Below are 17,825 nucleotides of genomic sequence, written 5' to 3'. Positions count from 1 at the left end.
GAGGCATCCGTATGTCGAATCACGCATTGAATCCTGCCGAGGCGGCCGTCGCGGCGCATGTGGCGAGCATGCCGCGCCGCTGGCTGCGAAGCTTCGATCGTGGCCTGATTGCGCTCGTCGAAGTCTGTGCGGCGGCGCTGCTGGCGGTGGAGATCGTCGTGATGCTGGCGGGTGTGATCTGCCGCTATGCGCTGCATCAACCGCTGGTGTGGTCGGACGAACTTGCCGGGATTCTGTTCCTGTGGCTCGCCATGCTCGGCGCCGTACTCGCGTTGCGGCGCGGCGAGCATATGCGGATGACGGCGTTCGTCAGCCGTCTTTCGCCGCAGCGGCGTGCATTCGTCGATACGCTCGCGATTGCTGCATCGATTGCATTGCTGGCGCTGTTGATCGGACCTGCATACGACTATGCATCCGGCGAGGCGGCGATCATCACGCCCGCGCTGGAGATCAGCAATGCATGGCGCGCGCTCGCGTTGCCGATCGGCGCCGCGCTGATGCTGATCGTCGGCTTGATTCGTCTTGCGCAGGTAAGCCGCATGCGCGATGTGCTGATCGTGCTCGTGATTGCCGCGCTATTGGGTGTCGTGGCTGGGTTCGCCGGTCCATGGTTGCAGACGCTCGGCAAGACCAACCTGGTGATCTTCTTCGTCGGCGTGGTGGGGATCGGTATTTTTTCAGGTGTACCTATCGGTTTCTCTTTCGCTCTTGCCACCTTCGGCTATCTCGGGCTTTCGACCTTTACGCCGCTCGAAGTCGTGGTCGGCCGCATGGATGAGGGCATGTCTCATCTGGTGTTGCTGGCGGTGCCGCTGTTTGTGTTTCTCGGCTTGCTGATCGAAATGACCGGCATGGCGCGAGCGATGATCGAGTTTCTCGCGAGTCTCGTCGGTCACGTGCACGGCGGTTTGTCGTTCGTGCTGATCGGTGCGATGTATCTGGTATCGGGCATTTCCGGCTCGAAAGTCGCCGACATGGCGGCGATTGCACCGGTGCTGTTCCCGGAAATGAAAAAACGCGGCGCTTCAGAAGGCGATCTGGTCGCGCTGCTGGCCACCACGGGCGCGCAAAGCGAAACCATCCCGCCGAGCATTGTGCTGATTACGATCGGTTCGGTGACCGGCCTGTCGATCTCCGCGCTCTTCACCGCAGGGATGCTGCCGGGCGCCGTGCTTGCGTTGATTCTGTGCGTGGTGGTGTGGTGGCGCTACCGTAAAGAGGACTTAAGCGGCGCGCAGCGTTTCAGCAGGCGCCAGATCGGGCGCCTGTTCATCGTCTCGCTGCCCGCGCTGGCGTTGCCGTTCGTGATCAGAATGGCGGTGGTTGAAGGCGTGGCGACAGCGACTGAAGTGTCGACCATCGGCATCGCGTATTCGATGGTGATCGGCTTGCTCGTCTACCGGCGGTTCGAATGGAAGCGTCTCGGACGCATGCTGGTGGATGCGGCGACCTTGTCTGGTGCAATCCTGTTCATTATCGGTTGCGCGACGGCCATGGCCTGGGCGCTGACGCAGTCCGGCTTCTCGCAGGACCTCGCGCAGCTCATGGGCGCGATGCCTGGCGGCGCGTATGGCTTTCTTGCGGTGTCGATCGTTGTGTTCGTGATGCTCGGCAGTGTGCTCGAAGGAATCCCCTCCATCGTGCTGTTCGGACCGCTGCTGTTTCCGATTGCGCGGATCGCGGGCGTCAATGAAGTGCACTACGCGATCGTCGTGATTCTGTCGATGGGCGTGGGGCTGTTCTCGCCACCGTTCGGGGTCGGCTACTACTCGGCGTGTGCGATCAGCAAGGTCAATCCCGATGCGGGCATTCGTCCGATTGTCGGCTATATGGGGGCTTTGATCGCCGGCCTGATCCTGATCGCGGCGATTCCCTGGATTTCCATCGGTTTTCTCTAAGGTCTCTTTTAGATCTCGTTACAGGTTCGACATTCGGGCGCTGCGTTCGCGCGGCGCCGGGGCGTCGCTCGTCTTTCAAAACTGGCAGCATCGGGAGAGTTTCATGAGTCGTTTCTTTGGCGAGATTCGTCAGGCGGGTTACGTGGTGCGCGATATCGAGGCCGCGATGGATTACTGGAGCCGCGTACTCGGCGTAGGTCCGTGGTTCTACAACGAACGCGTGCCGATCGAGAATTACCGGTACCGCGGACAATCGTTCGATGTACATAACTCGGTGGCGCTGGCGAACTCCGGATCGCTGCAGGTCGAGCTGATTCAGACACGCAACGATGCGCCATCCATGTACCGCGATTTTCTCGCCGCGGGGCACACCGGCTTGCAGCACAACGCGTACTGGACCACGTCATTCGACGCCGACCTTGCCCGTTTGCAGGAGCAGGGTTTCAAAGTCGCGATGAGTGGCGAAGTGGGACGCAACGGGCGCTTTGTTTACTTCGACACTGAAAATCATCCGGGCACGGTGATCGAGTTGTCGGAGATCGCCGGGCCGAAAGGCAAACTGTTCGACATGATCCATGCGGCCTCACGCGGCTGGGACGGCCGTGATCCGGTGCGCCGGTTTCCCGATCTGAGCACGCTATGAACGCGACATTGCAACGGCAAACCGTAAACGACGATTGCCTCGAAGCCGACTATCTGATCGAGACGCCGCTCGATCCCGCGCGCGTTGCCGATGTGATGGCAGGTGAACAGTCGAGCGGCACCTTTGTGCGGGTCGCGAATGAGTCCGATGCGTTACGCGCACGCAGCCGCGCGAGCGTCGTGCGCATCGACGAACTCGAGGCCGCCGCCCAGCCGAGTTTGCCGAGCGCCTGGCTCGCGCGTCAGGGCGCATCGGGACCGTGGCGGCGCGCTCGGGTCACGTTGTCGTTTCCTCTGGCCAACATCGGCGCGAATCTGCCGACGCTCGCTGCGACCGTTGCCGGCAATCTGTATGACCTGGGCGAAGTCACAGGTATGCGGTTGTTGTCGTTGCGCCTGCCGGCCTCATATCGCGTGCGCTTCGAATTGCCGCGTCATGGCGTAGCCGGGACGCGGGCGCTGACGCACGTCGCGGGCAGACCGATGATCGGCACCATCATCAAACCGAACGTTGGTTTGAGCGCTGAAGAAACCGCAGCGCTGGTGCGCGAGTTATGTGAAGCAGGCGTCGATTTCATCAAGGATGACGAAGTGTGTGCGAATCCCGTGCATGCTCCGCTCGCCGAGCGCGTGCGTGCGGTGATGAGGGTCGTGCGCGACTATCGCGAGCGCAGTGGCCGCCCCGTCATGGTCGCATTCAATATCACCGATGACCTCGACGCCATGCGCCGTCATGCGGAACTTGTCGAGCAGGAGGGCGGCAGTTGCGTGATGGCCAGCATCAACTGGTGCGGATTTTCGGCAATCCAGACATTGCGCCGCGCAACGCCGCTCGTGCTGCACGCGCATCGAAACGGCTACGGCATGATGTCGCGCGATCCGGCGCTTGGCATGTCGTTTCAGGCGTATCAGATGCTCTGGCGATTGACGGGAGTCGACCATATGCACGTGCATGGTCTCGCCGGTAAATTCGCGCAGAGCGATACCGAAGTGATCGAGTCCGCGCGCGATTGTGCTGCGCCGCTCGCGCCGGGTTGCGACGATGCCGTGCTGCCGGCTTTTTCGTCAGGACAATGGGCGGGCACGGTGCCGGCGACTTTCGACGCCGTGAGTTCCACCGACTTGCTGTTCATGTCGGGCGGCGGCATCCTTGCGCATCCGGACGGCCCTGCGGCAGGCGTCACGAGTGTTCGACAGGCATGGGAGGCGGTGCAGGCGCGCGCGCCGCTGGAGCGCTACGCCGAACACATGCCGGAACTGCGGCGTGCGTTGGAATTCTTCGGTGGCCGTACGTGAGCGATCTCCGGGAGGCGAATGACATGAGCGGGATGGGTGGCGAGGGTCCCGCTTATGGCTTCTACGGCGACGACTTTACGGGGGCGACCGACACGCTCGCTCATCTCGCCCGCGCCGGTTTGCGCACCATGCTGTTCTTCGCTCCGCCCGATGCCACGCGGCTCTCGGTGCTGGGCCGCCTCGACGCGGTGGGTATCGCGGGTGCCGCGCGGGCCATGGCGCCGCACGCGCAGCATCAGGAGCTTGCGCGCGTGGGTGCGGCGTTCGCCGCGTTAGGCGTGCGTGTGATGCACTACAAAGTGTGCTCGACCTTCGATAGCGCGCCGCAGACCGGCAGCATCGGGGTGGCGATTCGCACATTGCGCGAGTACTGCGCGAATTCACTCGTGGCCATAGTGGGTGGTCAACCGAATCTGCGTCGCTATTGCGTGTTCGGCGAACTGTTCGCGGGGGGCGGCGCGGATGCGCATCAACTGTCGATTTACAGAATCGACCGTCACCCAACCATGAGCCGTCACCCTGTCACGCCGATGAATGAAGCGGATTTGCGAGTTCATCTGCAGCGGCAGGGATTGAACAATGTGCAATCGATCGATTGGCGTTGCTACACGCGCGATGACGCCGCGCTGCAAACCGAGCTGGATTGCCTGCTCGAATCGAACCCGGACGCTGTGCTATTCGACGTACTCGACGATTCGCATTTGCAGGCAATTGGCCGCCTGATCGCCCGTCATGCCGCGACACAGGCACCACTGCTTGCGGTTGGTGCGAGCAGTGTGGCTCAGGCTTATGCCTATGCGCTCGCCGATACGGCTGAAGGTGGCGACGTTGCTGCCGCGCCCGCATCGCTGGCTCGCGCGCGAGGTCCCGTGTTCGTGCTGGCCGGCAGTCTTTCCCCCTTAAGCGCGATGCAGATCGCTGCGGCGCAGTCTTATCTGCGTGTGGAACTGGACCCGCTGAAGATGACAGGCGAAGCGGCGCCGGACTATCTGGCCTCGCGCGTCGCCGCGATCGCCGGGCCGTTGCGCGACGGGCGCAATGTACTCGCTTTCACGACGCGCCACATGGCGCACGTATCAGCCGATGATGCCCGCAGCGCGATGCCGTCACTCGCCCACGCGAATGCCGCACTACTGAAAGCGGTACTCGGCAAAGTGAGACTGCAGCGCATCGGGATTGCAGGCGGGGATACATCGAGCTTCGCCGTGCGCGCACTCGATGCATGGGGGCTGTCGTATCTCGCGCCCTTGTCGGCGGGTGTCACTGTTTGCCGCTTGCATGCCGACCGGAGCGATCTCGATGGCATGGAGATCATGCTCAAGGGCGGTCAAATGGGGGATGCCGACGTGTTCGAGCAACTGGTAAGTGGCTATGGCGGCGGCTAGCCGTTATCGTCCGGCGAAGTGAACGTCCATTGACTACCAGAATCAGGAGGCCGCCGGATATCCAGGTCGCGAACTGCATGGATATCCGGCGGCCGGCCCGGTTCGAACTGCTGATCCGAGTACTTCGACCCGGCTAGATCACGCCGGTGAGGACCAGCACGATCACGACAATCACCACGATCCCGAGGCCGCCAGTCGGCCCATAACCCCATGCGCGGCTATGTGGCCACGTCGGAAGCGCACCGATGAGGAGAAGGATCAGCACAACCAGAAGAATAGTTCCCAACATAGTCATCACCTCCGCTTGGATTGACAGAACCTGCCTGTCACGACAGCCACGCAGCGCGCCGTTGAGCGAGCTCGCGAAAGGCAGTATCGATGCGGTGGAGGCAGCAAGGCATGTGCCCGGGAGCGGAGAATGCCGTGTCACGGCACAATTTGCACCAGCTATGTATCTTCAGACGCACCAGAGCCATATGGTCCTGTGCGGTTGACGGCCGCGTTCGGAAAGCTGAACGCGGCGGCGGAATTCCCTGGTTAGGAACCCTTGATGAGCCGGAGTTTATCCCGCAGCAAATACAATTCCGGAAGCAACGAGAGTAGCAGGCGTTTTGCCGTCAGCAACCGAAGGTCGACGCGTCTTGCTACGTGATACGTTGCGCTGACATTCTTAAGGCGGATTCGAAGTCCAGCACCGAGTATCGCACTGGTGAAACACAATTCCCGAAGCATGCCGCCGATAAGTTCCGTCTTCACACGAGTCCGAGCAACCGCCTCCACCGCAGCAAAACTCAAAGCGGACATTTCCTGTACCACGCGATAGATACTCTCGTAATTCTTCATGGTCCGCCCAGACAACATGACGGAATGTGGCCGAAGTCGACGTAGAAATAGATTGCGATATGAAACGGTGACCTTCAATTTTCTGTTCAAGAGCATGGCAGCAAAGAAGTGGTTATCTTCATAGATAACGCCTTCGACGAATCGCAGATCCCCAATAACGGAGCGTCGCGCAACGTAGCAACATGGCGAAACGAAATATCGATTCTGTCTCAACGACTCGATGACAAACGCATCGGACGAAAGCGGAGACTGCAACTGTGGACGCTGATAGTAGTCGCGATAGCGTTCATATGCGGGAGCTTCCGCCGGAAACACGTCCGCGCAAAAAAGGACGACATCGGCGTCGTGGGTGGTAAGTTCGCGAAAGCATACGGCTAGCGCGTCTTCTACCAGAAGATCGTCACCGTCCATGTAATAGATGAACTGGCCTTCTGCTATCGACATACCAGTATTGCGAGCAACAGACGCCCCGCCGTTTGTCTGGCGAACGTACCTGAAACGGGGATCGCTCAAGCAAAAAGCGTCGGCTATCTCGCCGCTGCCGTCGGTTGAGCCGTCGTCAACAACAATGGCCTCGAAATCCGCAAGTGACTGGTCCGAAATGCTTTTCAACGCATCGGCCACGTACTGACGAACGTTGTATATCGGTACGATAACGGAAAATAGTGGCACGAATTCCTCTGCGATAATTTTAATGCCGACCGTAATTCGGTGTCCTGGACAGCCCCTCATCGTACGCGCACGGTCAACGCACGTCGCAGAAAGACGGTATCGCCGGTCATGCGGAACATCGAAAAAATAACGCTATCTGGAGTGGATTATCCTGAAGTTTCGGATATCGAACAATGTGAAAAAAACGGATAGAAGGGCACTCTCCCCGCATACCGCGACCAATTCCATTTGACGGCGGCGAACTTTGCCTGCTGTATGCGCCTTTTTACTACTCGATCCTGGCGTAAGGATCGAAGGTTCGTCGGCATGGTGCAGAAATTGGATGGACGCAATTGTGGCGCCGTCGCTTGTTCCGCGCAAGAGCGTCTACGATCGGGACTTACTGGACGTCTGCCTGGCAATCCGATCCGATCTCGCTGTATGAGATTGCTGAACATCCCATCATTGCACGCTTATGACTCTCCGCAAAGATGACATTTTTGATGCATGACCGGGCGGGGTCGTTACGGGCGGTGTTACGTAACGAGGGCGTTACCTGGCACATTTCCCAATTTATTTCGGGCCTTGGCGGAAGTTCGCGCCATGAAAAAGTTCATATATAACAACGGCAAACGCTTGTTTCATTGCCAGGTTTAGAGGAAATCTGTCGATTGGCATGCTTACTGCTTAAAAGGTTGCGCAGTGCACAAGAGAGACAAGACGAGCAGTAAGTGGTGGTGAAGTTCGAGTCAGCAACCGGCCTGGTCGGGGGTTATCAGGCCGGTATCCTCAACGCACAAGCGGTGTGATCTTTCGTCCGGATCCCGTCGTTGCGGCGTTTTTGCCTGAGTGCCCACGTTAGGCGGGTGCGAGCGGCTTGCAGGAAATCCCCCATCGCCGTTCAGTAACGTCCAGTCGTTTAGTTTCGCGCTGGATGAGTGAAATCCAGAGGGTTTGCATTGCGCGCTTCTTCGCGTGCCGGGGGATCTTGCTGCCGCGAAGAGAGTGGTGGTTGAAGTACGAGAGAGAAAAGCTGTCGAAGCGAACACAAGTTGAGCAGCTCGACAAGAACGTTTGGCGTGAGAGACCAACGCGGGGATAAGAATGGATACGGCGAATTTTGTGCAGCAAAAAAGAACAATACCGGGGTTGCAAAGCCTGATCGCGCGCTTGCTCGATGTGACACTCGTCGTCCTCGGGGCGCTGGCTGCATCGCAAGTGCGATTTGAGGATATTACGCAAAGCCGTATCGATACCGCGTTCGTTGCGTTTGCCGCTGCTTTTACGTTGGTTCTGTTCCCAGTATTCGGTGTCTACAGTTCATGGCGTGGGCGGGCCATGCTGCGAATGGCCGGGCAGGTATCGTTGGCGTGGCTCGTGGTTCAAGGCTGCGGTCTGGTGTTGATGTTCTCGCTGCATCGCACGGATTTCATCTCGCGTCTCTGGTTTGCCTATTGGATGGCGATCACGGGTGGCGTGCTGATTGTGTCGCGTCTGGTCGTGCATGCCGTGCTCGCACGCGTTCGGCTTGCAGGGATGAATCTCCGGCGGGTCGCGGTGGTGGGATGCGGGCCGCATTGTCATCAGGTCGTGCGCAACATCGAGGGTTCAACGGCCAGCGGATTTCGCGCAGTGGCAGCCTTTGATGTGCGGCCGGTGATGGGAACGATAGGCTCAGGCGTACCGGTGTACGACGATATCTCCAAGTTTTCCGCCTACGTGAGATCTCACGATGTGCAGGAGTTGTGGCTTGCGTTGCCGCTTTCCGAAGAACGCACGATCTCGCGCTTTGTGGCTGAGTTTCGCGACGACCTCGTGAATGTGCGCTTTGTACCCGATATGCGCAGTGTGGCGCTGTTCGATAGCGGCATGATCGATCTGATCGGAATGCCGGCGATCAACCTCGTCGCCTCGCCGGTGTCGGCTCATGCGCTGGTGAAGAAAGATATCTTTGATCGCGTGTTCGCAGCGTGTGCGCTGATTGCGCTTGCGCCGCTACTCATAGCGATTGCGATTGCCATCAAGCTGTCCTCGCGCGGACCGGTGTTTTTCACGCAGAAGCGCAAGGGTGCGGATGGGCGCATTTTCAAAATCTACAAGTTCCGCTCAATGCGCCCCCACGCCGTGGAAACGGGCGTGCTGAAACAGGCCACGCGGGGAGATCCGCGTATTACACGAGTGGGTGCGTTTCTCCGGCGTACCAGCCTCGATGAGTTACCTCAATTCTTAAATGTACTGCGGGGCGATATGTCCGTAGTTGGACCGCGGCCCCATGCGATTGAACATGACGAGCTTTATCAGAAAGTGGTGAACGGCTACATCCATCGGTACCGCATCAAGCCAGGGATCACGGGATGGGCGCAGATCAACGGATTTCGGGGAGAGACAGACCAGATCGAGAAGATGCAAGGACGCGTCGAACACGATCTGTATTACCTACGCAATTGGTCGTTTGGGCTCGACATGCGAATTGTTGCGGCGACGATAGCGAAGGGTCTGGTTCATAGCAACGCGTACTGACACCTGCACACAATAAAAAACATATGGCCATGAAACTACGCGGACAACAGCTCCGATCGGCACCGAGCATGCTGGCGCTTGCTGCGGCTTTGGCGTTCTGCACTTCAGCGCGAGCAGCCGACCCTGCGCTCAATGCGCTCGGGCAGGCGGGTGGTTTGGCGATTCCATATGCGTTCGCACTGCCCGAAGGGACGGTGGAGGCGCAGTACAACAATTACATTGACCCGCGCTACGGAAAACGGGCGACGGGTGCGCAGGTGTACTGGGGCGCAGTGGGTTTGCTGCCTTATGTCGAGGTGTCCGGCGGACTCGCCAATTACCCGGCTGATGTCCAGGCACCTTTCAGCGGCGCGGACCACAATCTGTTTCGCCACCTGATGGCAGACGTCAAGCTAGAGGTACCGAAGTTTTTCAAGTATCAGCCGAGCATCGCATTCGGCGTGACCGACATCGGCGGCCAGACGCATTTCTTCCGCTCGAAATACGGTGTGGTGTCGCAAGCGCTTGGGCCAGTGACGTTGACTGCCGGTTACGGACAGGGTGATCGCCTCGACGGTCTGTTTGGCGGCGCGCAAGTCTCGCTGTGGAACACAGGCTTGTCGCTACTGGCAGAAGACGATTCGAAGACGCCCTATGCGGGTGTGCGTTATCAGTCTCCGCGTATTAGTTGGCTCGCCGATGCGAACGTGATCGGCACTTTCATGCGCTCGATCCGTTCGACGGACGGCGTTTCGCCGCGCACGTCGTTCTCGGTTGGCATTCAGATTCCGCTGGGCAAACGTTTCAGTAGTGCGCGTTGCGCAGGCGGTTTGTGCGAACGCCCGCAAGCACCGGCAGCCCAGACCGTGGATGCCGATGATAGTGACCCGATCCGCCTCGCCAGCCTGCAACCGGTGGATACACGCGCTGTCACCCTTAGCAATACCGCACTGGCCGCCGCGCCAATCAGGTATGTTCCGCCGCTGCAGTCGTATGCGTCTGTGATGCTGAGCGACGTGACGGCGGCTAAATCGCCGGATGCGCCGTCTTCTGCCATTCCGGAAGCGCTGGACACATCCGCGCTCGACGAAATCGCCGCGCAACTCTTTGCTGCCGGTCTCGAACGTGTGCGTGTTGGGGTGAGCGGTCGCGATCTGGTGGTGGAATACGAGAACCACCGCTACAACCAGAACGAAGCTGACGCGCTCGGCATTGTGCTTGGCGTGGCGAGTGTGAATGCGCCGCATGGCACCGACAAGATTCACGTAGTCATCAAGAAGGCCAACGAGCCGGTAGGTGAAGTCATTGTTGATCGTGATGCATTTGCGCAGTTTGTTGAGGGCGGCGCGCCGGCGGCCGCAAATGCCTCACTGACGATGCGCGCGCGTCCGACGTACAACGCAGATTCGATCACGTGGCATGGCAACGAGCACACGCATGGACTGACGCGAATTCAGATCGAGCCGATCGTCAGCTACCTGTACGGCACCGAGTACGGCAACTTCGACATCTCGCTCGGCGCTAACATTCAAGGATTCGTGCCGCTATGGCGAGGCGCGGAATTCTACGCGAGCTACATCGCGCCGATCTACAACACGAAGAACATGGACGAGGGCCGCGTGTTTAGCGATTACCGCTTGCGCGGCGGCCTGAACGCGATCGCATTGGCACAAAGCTTCTGGATCATGCCGCAGGTGTTCAACGTGGCATCGATCGGCAAATTCGACTACTCGTATGTCGGTGTGCAGAACGAAACCACGGTGTTCGTGCCCGGGCGCCCCGATCTGATCCGTTTGCGGCTCGCCTATTTGCACCATGAGCCGGGCCATGACGAATTGCCGAGTGAGAAGAATGCCGAGTTGACTTATCGCTGGGTGCAGCCGTCCTGGAAGCTATGGATCGAAGCGGGCGTGGCGCGCTTTGTCGGTGGGGACAAGGGGCCGGAAGCGACGCTGACACGCTGGTTCGACGATGTATCGGTGAGCGTGCATGGCGAACATAGCGGCCAGGGCACGTTTGTGGGCGCCGCAATCAGCTTCCCGCTGACGTTGCGCCAGGGCATGAAACCCGGGATCACTCAGGTGTATGGCTCGGAACAGTTCGGGCTCGACTTCCGCACGCGGGTTGGATCGACGAATTATCTGGCGACCAACGCGGCCGAGAATATGGCCTTCCCGTACAGCACGCAGCAATACCTGCTGAATCAGGGTCGCTTTAGCGGCGAGTACTTCTCCACTCAGCTTTACAGGATGCGCGATGCGTATCTGCGTTACGGGCGACCCGGCAGTGACGCGACGAAGCCGAAGCCGCAAACGAGTCTGCCTGCTGTATCGACGGGCGCCGCGTTTTCACACGGTGTCTGCGGAAGTGGCTTTCAGGGTGTAAGCGACGGACGGGCATTGGTGCCGGTCAATTGTGAATGACTTTCTTTGGGGATAGGCGATGAAGCTTCTAAACGGCGCCACGCTGCGCACGCTGCAGTTCGGATCGATGGTGCTTGCTGCCAGTGCGCTGGTCGCATGTGGTGGTGGAACCGACAGTGGCAGTTCGCCGGGCGGAACGGTGAGTGGTACTGCCGCTGTCGGCGCGGCGCTGTCTAACGCAAGTATCACGCTGACGTGCAAGAACGGCTCAGGCAGCACGACGGCCAATTCCAACGGTGGCTATTCGGCGACGTTCGCGTTCGACGGTCCTTGCGCGATCACGGCGAACGGCGGCGCGACTACGATCCACTCGTTTGCAGCCGGCACGGGCACGTTCAACATAACTCCGCTGACGGAGTTGCTGCTGGACTATCTGGCGGGGCAGTTAGGCACGACCTCCAGCGGATTGCTCTCGGGGATATCTTCCAACGCTTCGTATCAGAGCGCGCTGTCGAACAGCACGGTGATCGCGAATGCTGAGGCGGGAGTCGCGACACTGATCAAAAAACTGTATGGGATCACGCTTTCTTCCTCTTCGTTCCTGACGGTTTCGTTTACACCGGGCACGCCGGGAGCAGATGCGGATCTCGACACGTTGCTGACGGCTGGCGCGATCTTGAGTAATGGGCAGCCGGCGCCGTCATTGGTTACCGCCGCGCTGGCGGCAGGCGCAGCGTCGCCGATCCCGAGTGGGAGCAATGGGGCGACGGGTGGGACAGGGGGGAGTACCGGGACGGGCACTACGACGAAGTAACGCTGTTTGCCGCATCGTAGAGAACCCTTTTCGCAAATCCATGACGGATCGTAACTTCACAAAGTGATCCGTCATGGGCGCCAAGGAGTATGACGGTACGCGCGCTCGATGTAGTTGATTGCTTACACGTCATACGTCTAATGCAGCACTTCAAGCCGGCACACGAGATGATCGATCCGGGAGAGGCCCGCTGCAAACACGACATGCCTGCGATACATCGCTCAACCATGAAGAATCGCGTTGAGCTGCATGTTCACCTCAGCCGCTTATCCCGCGAATTGGATCACGTCTTGCCTGACGATGTCGTCCATTTGCAATATGGCTATCCGGCGGATCGTTGTTCGACGCTGAACACCCCTTCCATCACGGGTCCGGCTGGTGGCGGCAGCGCGCGGACCGCGCGCTTCTCCCGCACGGAAATTGCCAGATGACATCCGATGAACGCCCAGAAATACCAGTTGTAGCTAAGGTAGTAGAGCGTGTTATCCGAGTAACTTTCCAGCAGATAGCACACGATCAGCCCGATCGCGATCATCGCGGATTTCCGGTTTATCCGGGTCTTCCAGATTGTGATGAGATTGGCACCGAACACCGCAATATACAGAGCAAGTCCGATCACACCGGTTTCGTATAGCGTCTGTATATAGGCGCTGTGTGCGTCGGCGGTATCTTCCAGCGGGAAGAAGCGTTGCGAGTTGCTTCTGAACGAACCCAATCCTTTGCCTGCCGTTCGCGCGTCGCTGGAATCGATCAACGCGTATTGCCACAGCAGTTGCCGCCATGAGTAGGAGTCGAGCTGCACACCGCTTTGCACGTCCTGCACGGAGCCGCTCGTGCCGAGGTCAGTCAGTCGGTCCGAAATGGCCGGCACGAGTAGCAGTGGCGGCACCAGTATCAAACAGAACAGCATTTTCCGGTTGATCAGCGTCGAATACAAAAGAAATGCTGCCATGATAGCGATCCACGCACTGCGTGTTTCGGTCAGAACAAGCATGATCAGCAAGAAGGGCACGTAGACGAGTCTGATCATTTTCCAACGCGGGTTCTTTGTCTGCGGGTTGATCTGCGGCAGGTAGAACAGCGCAAGAATGACCAGCACGAGATAGAACGCAAGGATGTTCGGGTGTTCGAACGTGGATTGCAACCGGCCGCTGAGCTTGTCAATAAACACGTACTGGATGATCGCGAAAAAAGACACGGTAAACGACGAGTAGATCACGTACTTGATCAATTCTTCGGCATGCTTTCGAGTCGTGATCACATTCGCTGCGATGAAGAAAATCATCGCGGCCGAGAACTGGCCGAGAAATAACCGGAATCCTTCGAAAAAATCCGGTGAATGTAGCAGTGAAAGCAGCGAGTAGCCAAGATACGCAATCCAGAAGAGCAACGGCGTGCGGGGCATCGACAGGCCTTTGCGAAGCAGCACCACGAGTCCCAGCATGATGATGAGGCCGTTTAATACGGCGCCTGGCGACATGCCGCCCTCGTCGAGTCTGAGTGATTCGAACACGACGTCCAATGCTGAACGGATGATGATGATTGCGTACAACGTTCGTCTGATCAATGTCATTTTATTTTTTGTCCTCGGTTTGCTGCCGCCGATGGCCCACAGCCCGTCCGCGTCACTGCTGTTTAGATGACTTCGCCAACTTGACCCGCGTCCGGCTTGAGCGCGGAAGGGCGCGCCGGCCGGCGTGACAGCGTATTCAGCAGAAACCGGAGGTCACCCGTGACATGCAGAATCGCGGCGTAAGCACCCGTTACACCGATGATCTTCACGGCAAGAAGGATCGGGTTGAATTCGAATGCGTTAGTTGTCATTCTCACCGCAGCGCATACGACGAGCAGCAGCGCGATTCCGCTCAGACATCCGATCGACGGCCGGAATAGCGCAAGCAGCGAGGTGCCGAATCCGCGGCGCGCGAGAATGTAGAAGCTCATCAAGCCGTTGATCACGAAGCTGGCCGACACCATGGACGCAAACACAACCAGACTGCCCGATAGCGCTCCCAGCACCATCGCGCCGATACTGCAGGCTGCACTTAGTGTTCCTGAAAAGGAAAGCAGATCCGTGCGTCCGATGGCCTGGAAAATCGCGCCGATGCTGGATAGCACGACCTGTATCGCGATCGACAGGCTCAGGATAGAAAAGATTGGTGCCGCGAGCGCCCACTTCTGGCCATAAGCCAGGAAGATGATTTCGTTAGTACACAAGAAGCATCCGACGCCGGCAAAGCCGCCTGCGATCAGCAACGCGCGGATCACCGTTTGGTATGAAGAAAAGACCGTAGCCTTGTCGTTCTGGTGGGCTGCATAGATGGGTTGAAGCGCAGGCGAAATGATTTGCGTCAGATTGGCATTGGGTAGCAGCATCAATCGGTAGGACATGTCGTAGAGGCCAAGCGCGTTGCTTCCCATCAGCCGTCCCACGATGAGCTTGTCGAGGTTCTTCGTGAAGTAGTTGGTCAGGTTGAAGAAGAACTGATAAACCGAGTACGACAGGATTTGCGTCATGCCGCGGAAGATCGGTCGCTTGAACGGATTGAACCGGCTCGCGACAAGGCAGAACCCGAACATACCGCACGCATAGGACGCGCCTTTCAAGGCGAGCGCGAACACGCCGAAGTTCGCGTATGCCGTAGCGATACCCACACAGCCGGAGAGAATCGCGGAGGCAATCTCTACCATCACGATCTCTTTAAACTTCAACTGCTTGCGAAGTATCGCGAACGGCACGATACCCCAGCATGACAGCGCGATGTTGAGCGCCAGAATTTTCGCGATCGGTGTGTAGCGCGGTTCGTGATAGAAGGCCGCGAGAAGCGGTCCGCCGAATACGAAAATCATCGACAGCACTGAGCCGACGAACACCGTTAGCCAGAACAGTGCGGATAGCTGTTCGCGTTTCAGTTCGAATTGGACGATGGCTGGCCCCAGTCCCATCTCGCTGATGAACGAAAAGAATGTGACGAGGACCGTCAGCACGGCGATCACCCCGAAGTCGGACGGATTCAACAGGCGCGCCAGCACGGCAGTCACCACCAGTTGGACAACCGTATTGCTGTAACGCCCGACAAAGTTCGCGACGATGCTCTTGCGAATCGTGTGGTTCAGATTGGACATGGTTCGACTCTCGCAGCGTTAGTGCGTCGATACTTCCGGCGCCGCTACCCGCGCGCCCGAGCGGCCAATCGCGTGATGCACGAAGCCCCGCTCGCGCGTCTGTTGCGGCTCATAGAGATTGCGACCGTCGAAAATGACCGGCGCTTTCATCGCACGGCGCAGTTCGTCGAAGTCTGGGCTCCTGAACTCTTTCCATTCGGTTACGACGACGAGTGCGTCCGCATTCTCGACCGTCTCGATGGGGTTGGCCGCGAACGTCAGTCTGGAGAACGCGCCGGGCTGCCGTGCGAGATCATCTTCCAGGACGGCCCGCGCCGTGACCATCGCGACCGGATCGTATGCGCGGATCCGCGCGCCGCGTGCGAGCAGATCGGTGATGAGGCGTCGGCTCGGCGCTTCGCGCATGTCGTCGGTATTCGGCTTGAACGCGAGTCCCCAGACCGCAAATGTCATCGCAGACAGATCGTCGCCGTAGGCGCGAGTTATCTTGCGGATCAACACGTCCTTCTGACGTTCGTTCACGGATTCGACCGCGCTGAGAATTTTCAGATCCTCGCCGGCTTCATGCCCCGTTGAAATCAATGCGCGAACGTCTTTCGGAAAGCACGAGCCGCCGTAGCCACAGCCGGCGTATAGAAAGTGATAGCCGATGCGCGGATCTGCGCCGATCCCGCGTCGCACCGCTTCGATATCGGCGCCGATCCGATCGGACAGATTGGCCATCTCGTTCATGAACGAGATGCGCGTTGCGAGCATTGCATTGGCTGCGTACTTCGTGAATTCCGCCGACCGGATATCCATATACAGCGTACGTTCGTGGTTGCGGTTGAATGGCGCATACAGGCGACGCATCATGTCACCGGCACGGCGGCTGTTCGCGGCGTCTGCTTCGACGCCGATCACGATTCGGTCGGGCCGCATGAAGTCTTCGACCGCCGCGCCTTCCTTGAGGAATTCCGGATTCGAAATCACCGAGAACGTTTGCGCCGGCTCGTCGATCTCGCGTCGCGTCAGTTCCTGTTCGATCACGCGTCGCACTTTTTCACCCGTCCCAACCGGTACGGTGGATTTATCGACGATTACCTTGAAGCCGGTCATATAGCGGCCGATATTGCGTGCGGCCGTCAGCACGTACTGGAGATCCGCGGAGCCGTCCTCATCGGACGGTGTGCCGACAGCAATGAACTGCAGGTCTCCATGTTCGACGCTGGCCCGGATATCGGTCGAAAAGCTAATCCGCCCGGCGGAGCGATTCCGGTTGATGATCGCATCGAGGCCAGGTTCGTGAATCGGAATATGACCGTTATTGAGCGCATCGATCTTGTACGCGTCGACATCGAGGCAAAAGACCTCATTGCCGAGTTCTGCGAGGCACGCGGCAGTTACAAGGCCCACGTATCCGGTGCCGACAATGGTTATTTTCATAGTACTCGCGGTGTCGATATTTATTTATGGATGCTTCGTGCGTCATCCGGTTGGCAAACCCCATCGCCCTCGTAAAACCTGATGACGTACCCGACGCAGCGCTTTTCAAAAGCTGAGTCTTCGTACGCAACATCCGTACCAATCTGTTTCCTGTGCTGTCTTCGCCCAGCGGACGTGGTTTTCAGGCGCTCCTTCAACTGTGCGAATGAATAAGGAAAACCCGCATGACGATGTTCAGGCGGAAGGGCTGCTGTATTCAAGCGTTGCGCAGAAGCGCGTTTGAAACGCGTGTGATAGATGAGCCATGAGAAGGCCGGTTAAGGGGTTACGTAACAACGTGGGCTATGCGCAAGTGATGTCACGTAACGTTTTAGCGCCGCATCAGATCTCTTCGATACCGGGTTGAACAGAAATCGGCGAAGCCCCTCATCCCTGAGGGATCGGACCTACTCGCCCGATTCCTCTGTCAATGTCCGTGCCGATGGCACGTTTCCTGCATTAGAGGGCACCGTAACGAATTTTCCGCTTCCAACCAGGCTTGCATTGACGTGTGTTTGACGGAAGCTGGGACAGGGAAGGTTGAGTGGATGCAGATAGAAACAGAATTTCAGACCAAAAGCTGGACGGGTTCAAACACGGATTTGATACCCGCATGGTTGTTGCCACGCTGACCAGGCGATTCACCGGCGGCGACGCCTGCCAGGTCAAGATGTGTATCGGGGGCCGATCGTTGCTGTTTGACGTTCGGGTTGCATGAGAGAAGAGATGCTGCTCCATCCGCGCGACTGGCGGTCAGGCGAGACAGTAGCTCTAAATAAAATACGAGGCGTTGGTGAATTACTATTTATCCACGGGGATTAGCGTCAGGCCGTTTCTACGCCTG

General features: G+C 58.6%; 12 protein-coding genes. 7 read left to right on the top strand and 5 right to left on the bottom strand.

Going from position 1 to position 17,825, the window contains the following annotated elements; translation table 11 throughout:
• Positions 1–11: 11 nt before the first annotated feature.
• The 4 genes from BCY88_RS01340 to BCY88_RS01325 all read left to right on the top strand — a co-directional run bounded on the left by BCY88_RS01340 (position 12) and on the right by BCY88_RS01325 (position 5,221).
• Positions 12–1,898, top strand: a complete 1,887-nt coding sequence (locus BCY88_RS01340) for a TRAP transporter large permease (RefSeq protein WP_120342468.1) — start codon at positions 12–14, stop codon at positions 1,896–1,898.
• A 103-nt stretch (positions 1,899–2,001) separates the two neighbouring features.
• Positions 2,002–2,541, top strand: a complete 540-nt coding sequence (locus BCY88_RS01335; protein WP_120342467.1) for a VOC family protein — start codon at positions 2,002–2,004, stop codon at positions 2,539–2,541.
• Positions 2,538–3,836 carry a ribulose-bisphosphate carboxylase large subunit family protein gene (locus tag BCY88_RS01330; RefSeq protein ID WP_120342466.1) on the top strand — a complete coding sequence of 433 codons (1,299 nt, stop codon included), beginning with the start codon at positions 2,538–2,540 and terminating at the stop codon, positions 3,834–3,836. Before BCY88_RS01335 ends, BCY88_RS01330 begins: the two co-directional genes overlap by 4 nt.
• Positions 3,837–3,859: 23 nt before the next feature.
• Positions 3,860–5,221, top strand: coding sequence for a four-carbon acid sugar kinase family protein (locus tag BCY88_RS01325; RefSeq protein WP_120342465.1), 1,362 nt, complete (start codon positions 3,860–3,862; stop codon positions 5,219–5,221).
• A 133-nt stretch (positions 5,222–5,354) separates the two neighbouring features.
• On the opposite strand, the gene BCY88_RS01320 is transcribed toward BCY88_RS01325, so the two are convergent.
• Together BCY88_RS01320 and BCY88_RS01315 are read right to left on the bottom strand one after the other, a co-directional pair.
• The gene (locus tag BCY88_RS01320) at positions 5,355–5,510 is read right to left on the bottom strand and encodes a DUF3309 family protein (protein WP_120342464.1); all 156 of its coding nucleotides are present in this window, start codon (positions 5,508–5,510) and stop codon (positions 5,355–5,357) included.
• A 248-nt stretch (positions 5,511–5,758) separates the two neighbouring features.
• Positions 5,759–6,736 (bottom strand): glycosyltransferase family 2 protein, encoded by a 978-nt coding sequence (locus BCY88_RS01315; RefSeq protein ID WP_120342762.1) that lies wholly within the window; start codon positions 6,734–6,736, stop codon positions 5,759–5,761.
• A gap of 1,119 nt (positions 6,737–7,855) precedes the next feature.
• Here BCY88_RS01315 and BCY88_RS01310 point away from each other — a divergent pair.
• Genes BCY88_RS01310 through BCY88_RS01300 form a run of 3 tightly spaced genes read left to right on the top strand, consistent with a single transcriptional unit; the run spans position 7,856 to position 12,391 of the window.
• Positions 7,856–9,235, top strand: coding sequence for an undecaprenyl-phosphate glucose phosphotransferase (locus BCY88_RS01310; protein WP_120342761.1), 1,380 nt, complete (start codon positions 7,856–7,858; stop codon positions 9,233–9,235).
• Positions 9,236–9,258: 23 nt separating this feature from the next.
• Positions 9,259–11,637, top strand: coding sequence for a YjbH domain-containing protein (locus BCY88_RS01305; protein ID WP_120342463.1), 2,379 nt, complete (start codon positions 9,259–9,261; stop codon positions 11,635–11,637).
• A 19-nt stretch (positions 11,638–11,656) separates the two neighbouring features.
• Complete coding sequence (locus tag BCY88_RS01300; RefSeq protein WP_120342462.1) at positions 11,657–12,391, top strand: carboxypeptidase regulatory-like domain-containing protein; 735 nt, start codon at positions 11,657–11,659, stop codon at positions 12,389–12,391.
• 322 nt (positions 12,392–12,713) lie between these two features.
• On the opposite strand, the gene BCY88_RS01295 is transcribed toward BCY88_RS01300, so the two are convergent.
• The 3 genes from BCY88_RS01295 to BCY88_RS01285 form a co-directional block, all read right to left on the bottom strand.
• Positions 12,714–13,964, bottom strand: a complete 1,251-nt coding sequence (locus BCY88_RS01295; protein WP_120342461.1) for an O-antigen ligase family protein — start codon at positions 13,962–13,964, stop codon at positions 12,714–12,716.
• A 62-nt stretch (positions 13,965–14,026) separates the two neighbouring features.
• Positions 14,027–15,517 carry a lipopolysaccharide biosynthesis protein gene (locus BCY88_RS01290; RefSeq protein ID WP_120342460.1) on the bottom strand — a complete coding sequence of 497 codons (1,491 nt, stop codon included), beginning with the start codon at positions 15,515–15,517 and terminating at the stop codon, positions 14,027–14,029.
• 18 nt (positions 15,518–15,535) lie between these two features.
• Entirely contained in the window at positions 15,536–16,942 is a 1,407-nt protein-coding gene (locus BCY88_RS01285) for a UDP-glucose dehydrogenase family protein (protein ID WP_120342459.1), read from the bottom strand.
• Between the last annotated feature and the right edge of the window lie 883 nt (positions 16,943–17,825).

Source organism: Paraburkholderia fungorum (assembly GCF_003610895.1).
Taxonomy (GTDB): domain Bacteria; phylum Pseudomonadota; class Gammaproteobacteria; order Burkholderiales; family Burkholderiaceae; genus Paraburkholderia; species Paraburkholderia fungorum_B.
The sequence above is the reverse complement of the archived record's forward strand: the minus strand, read 5'-3'. Positions and strand labels throughout refer to the sequence as shown.

Coding starts and splice junctions, on each gene's coding strand:
- BCY88_RS01340 (WP_120342468.1), top strand. CDS start 12: ATGTCGAATCACGCATTGAATCCTGCCGAGGCGGCCGTCGCGGCGCAT.
- BCY88_RS01335 (WP_120342467.1), top strand. CDS start 2,002: ATGAGTCGTTTCTTTGGCGAGATTCGTCAGGCGGGTTACGTGGTGCGC.
- BCY88_RS01330 (WP_120342466.1), top strand. CDS start 2,538: ATGAACGCGACATTGCAACGGCAAACCGTAAACGACGATTGCCTCGAA.
- BCY88_RS01325 (WP_120342465.1), top strand. CDS start 3,860: ATGAGCGGGATGGGTGGCGAGGGTCCCGCTTATGGCTTCTACGGCGAC.
- BCY88_RS01320 (WP_120342464.1), bottom strand. CDS start 5,510: ATGTTGGGAACTATTCTTCTGGTTGTGCTGATCCTTCTCCTCATCGGT.
- BCY88_RS01305 (WP_120342463.1), top strand. CDS start 9,259: ATGGCCATGAAACTACGCGGACAACAGCTCCGATCGGCACCGAGCATG.
- BCY88_RS01300 (WP_120342462.1), top strand. CDS start 11,657: ATGAAGCTTCTAAACGGCGCCACGCTGCGCACGCTGCAGTTCGGATCG.
- BCY88_RS01295 (WP_120342461.1), bottom strand. CDS start 13,964: ATGACATTGATCAGACGAACGTTGTACGCAATCATCATCATCCGTTCA.
- BCY88_RS01290 (WP_120342460.1), bottom strand. CDS start 15,517: ATGTCCAATCTGAACCACACGATTCGCAAGAGCATCGTCGCGAACTTT.
- BCY88_RS01285 (WP_120342459.1), bottom strand. CDS start 16,942: ATGAAAATAACCATTGTCGGCACCGGATACGTGGGCCTTGTAACTGCC.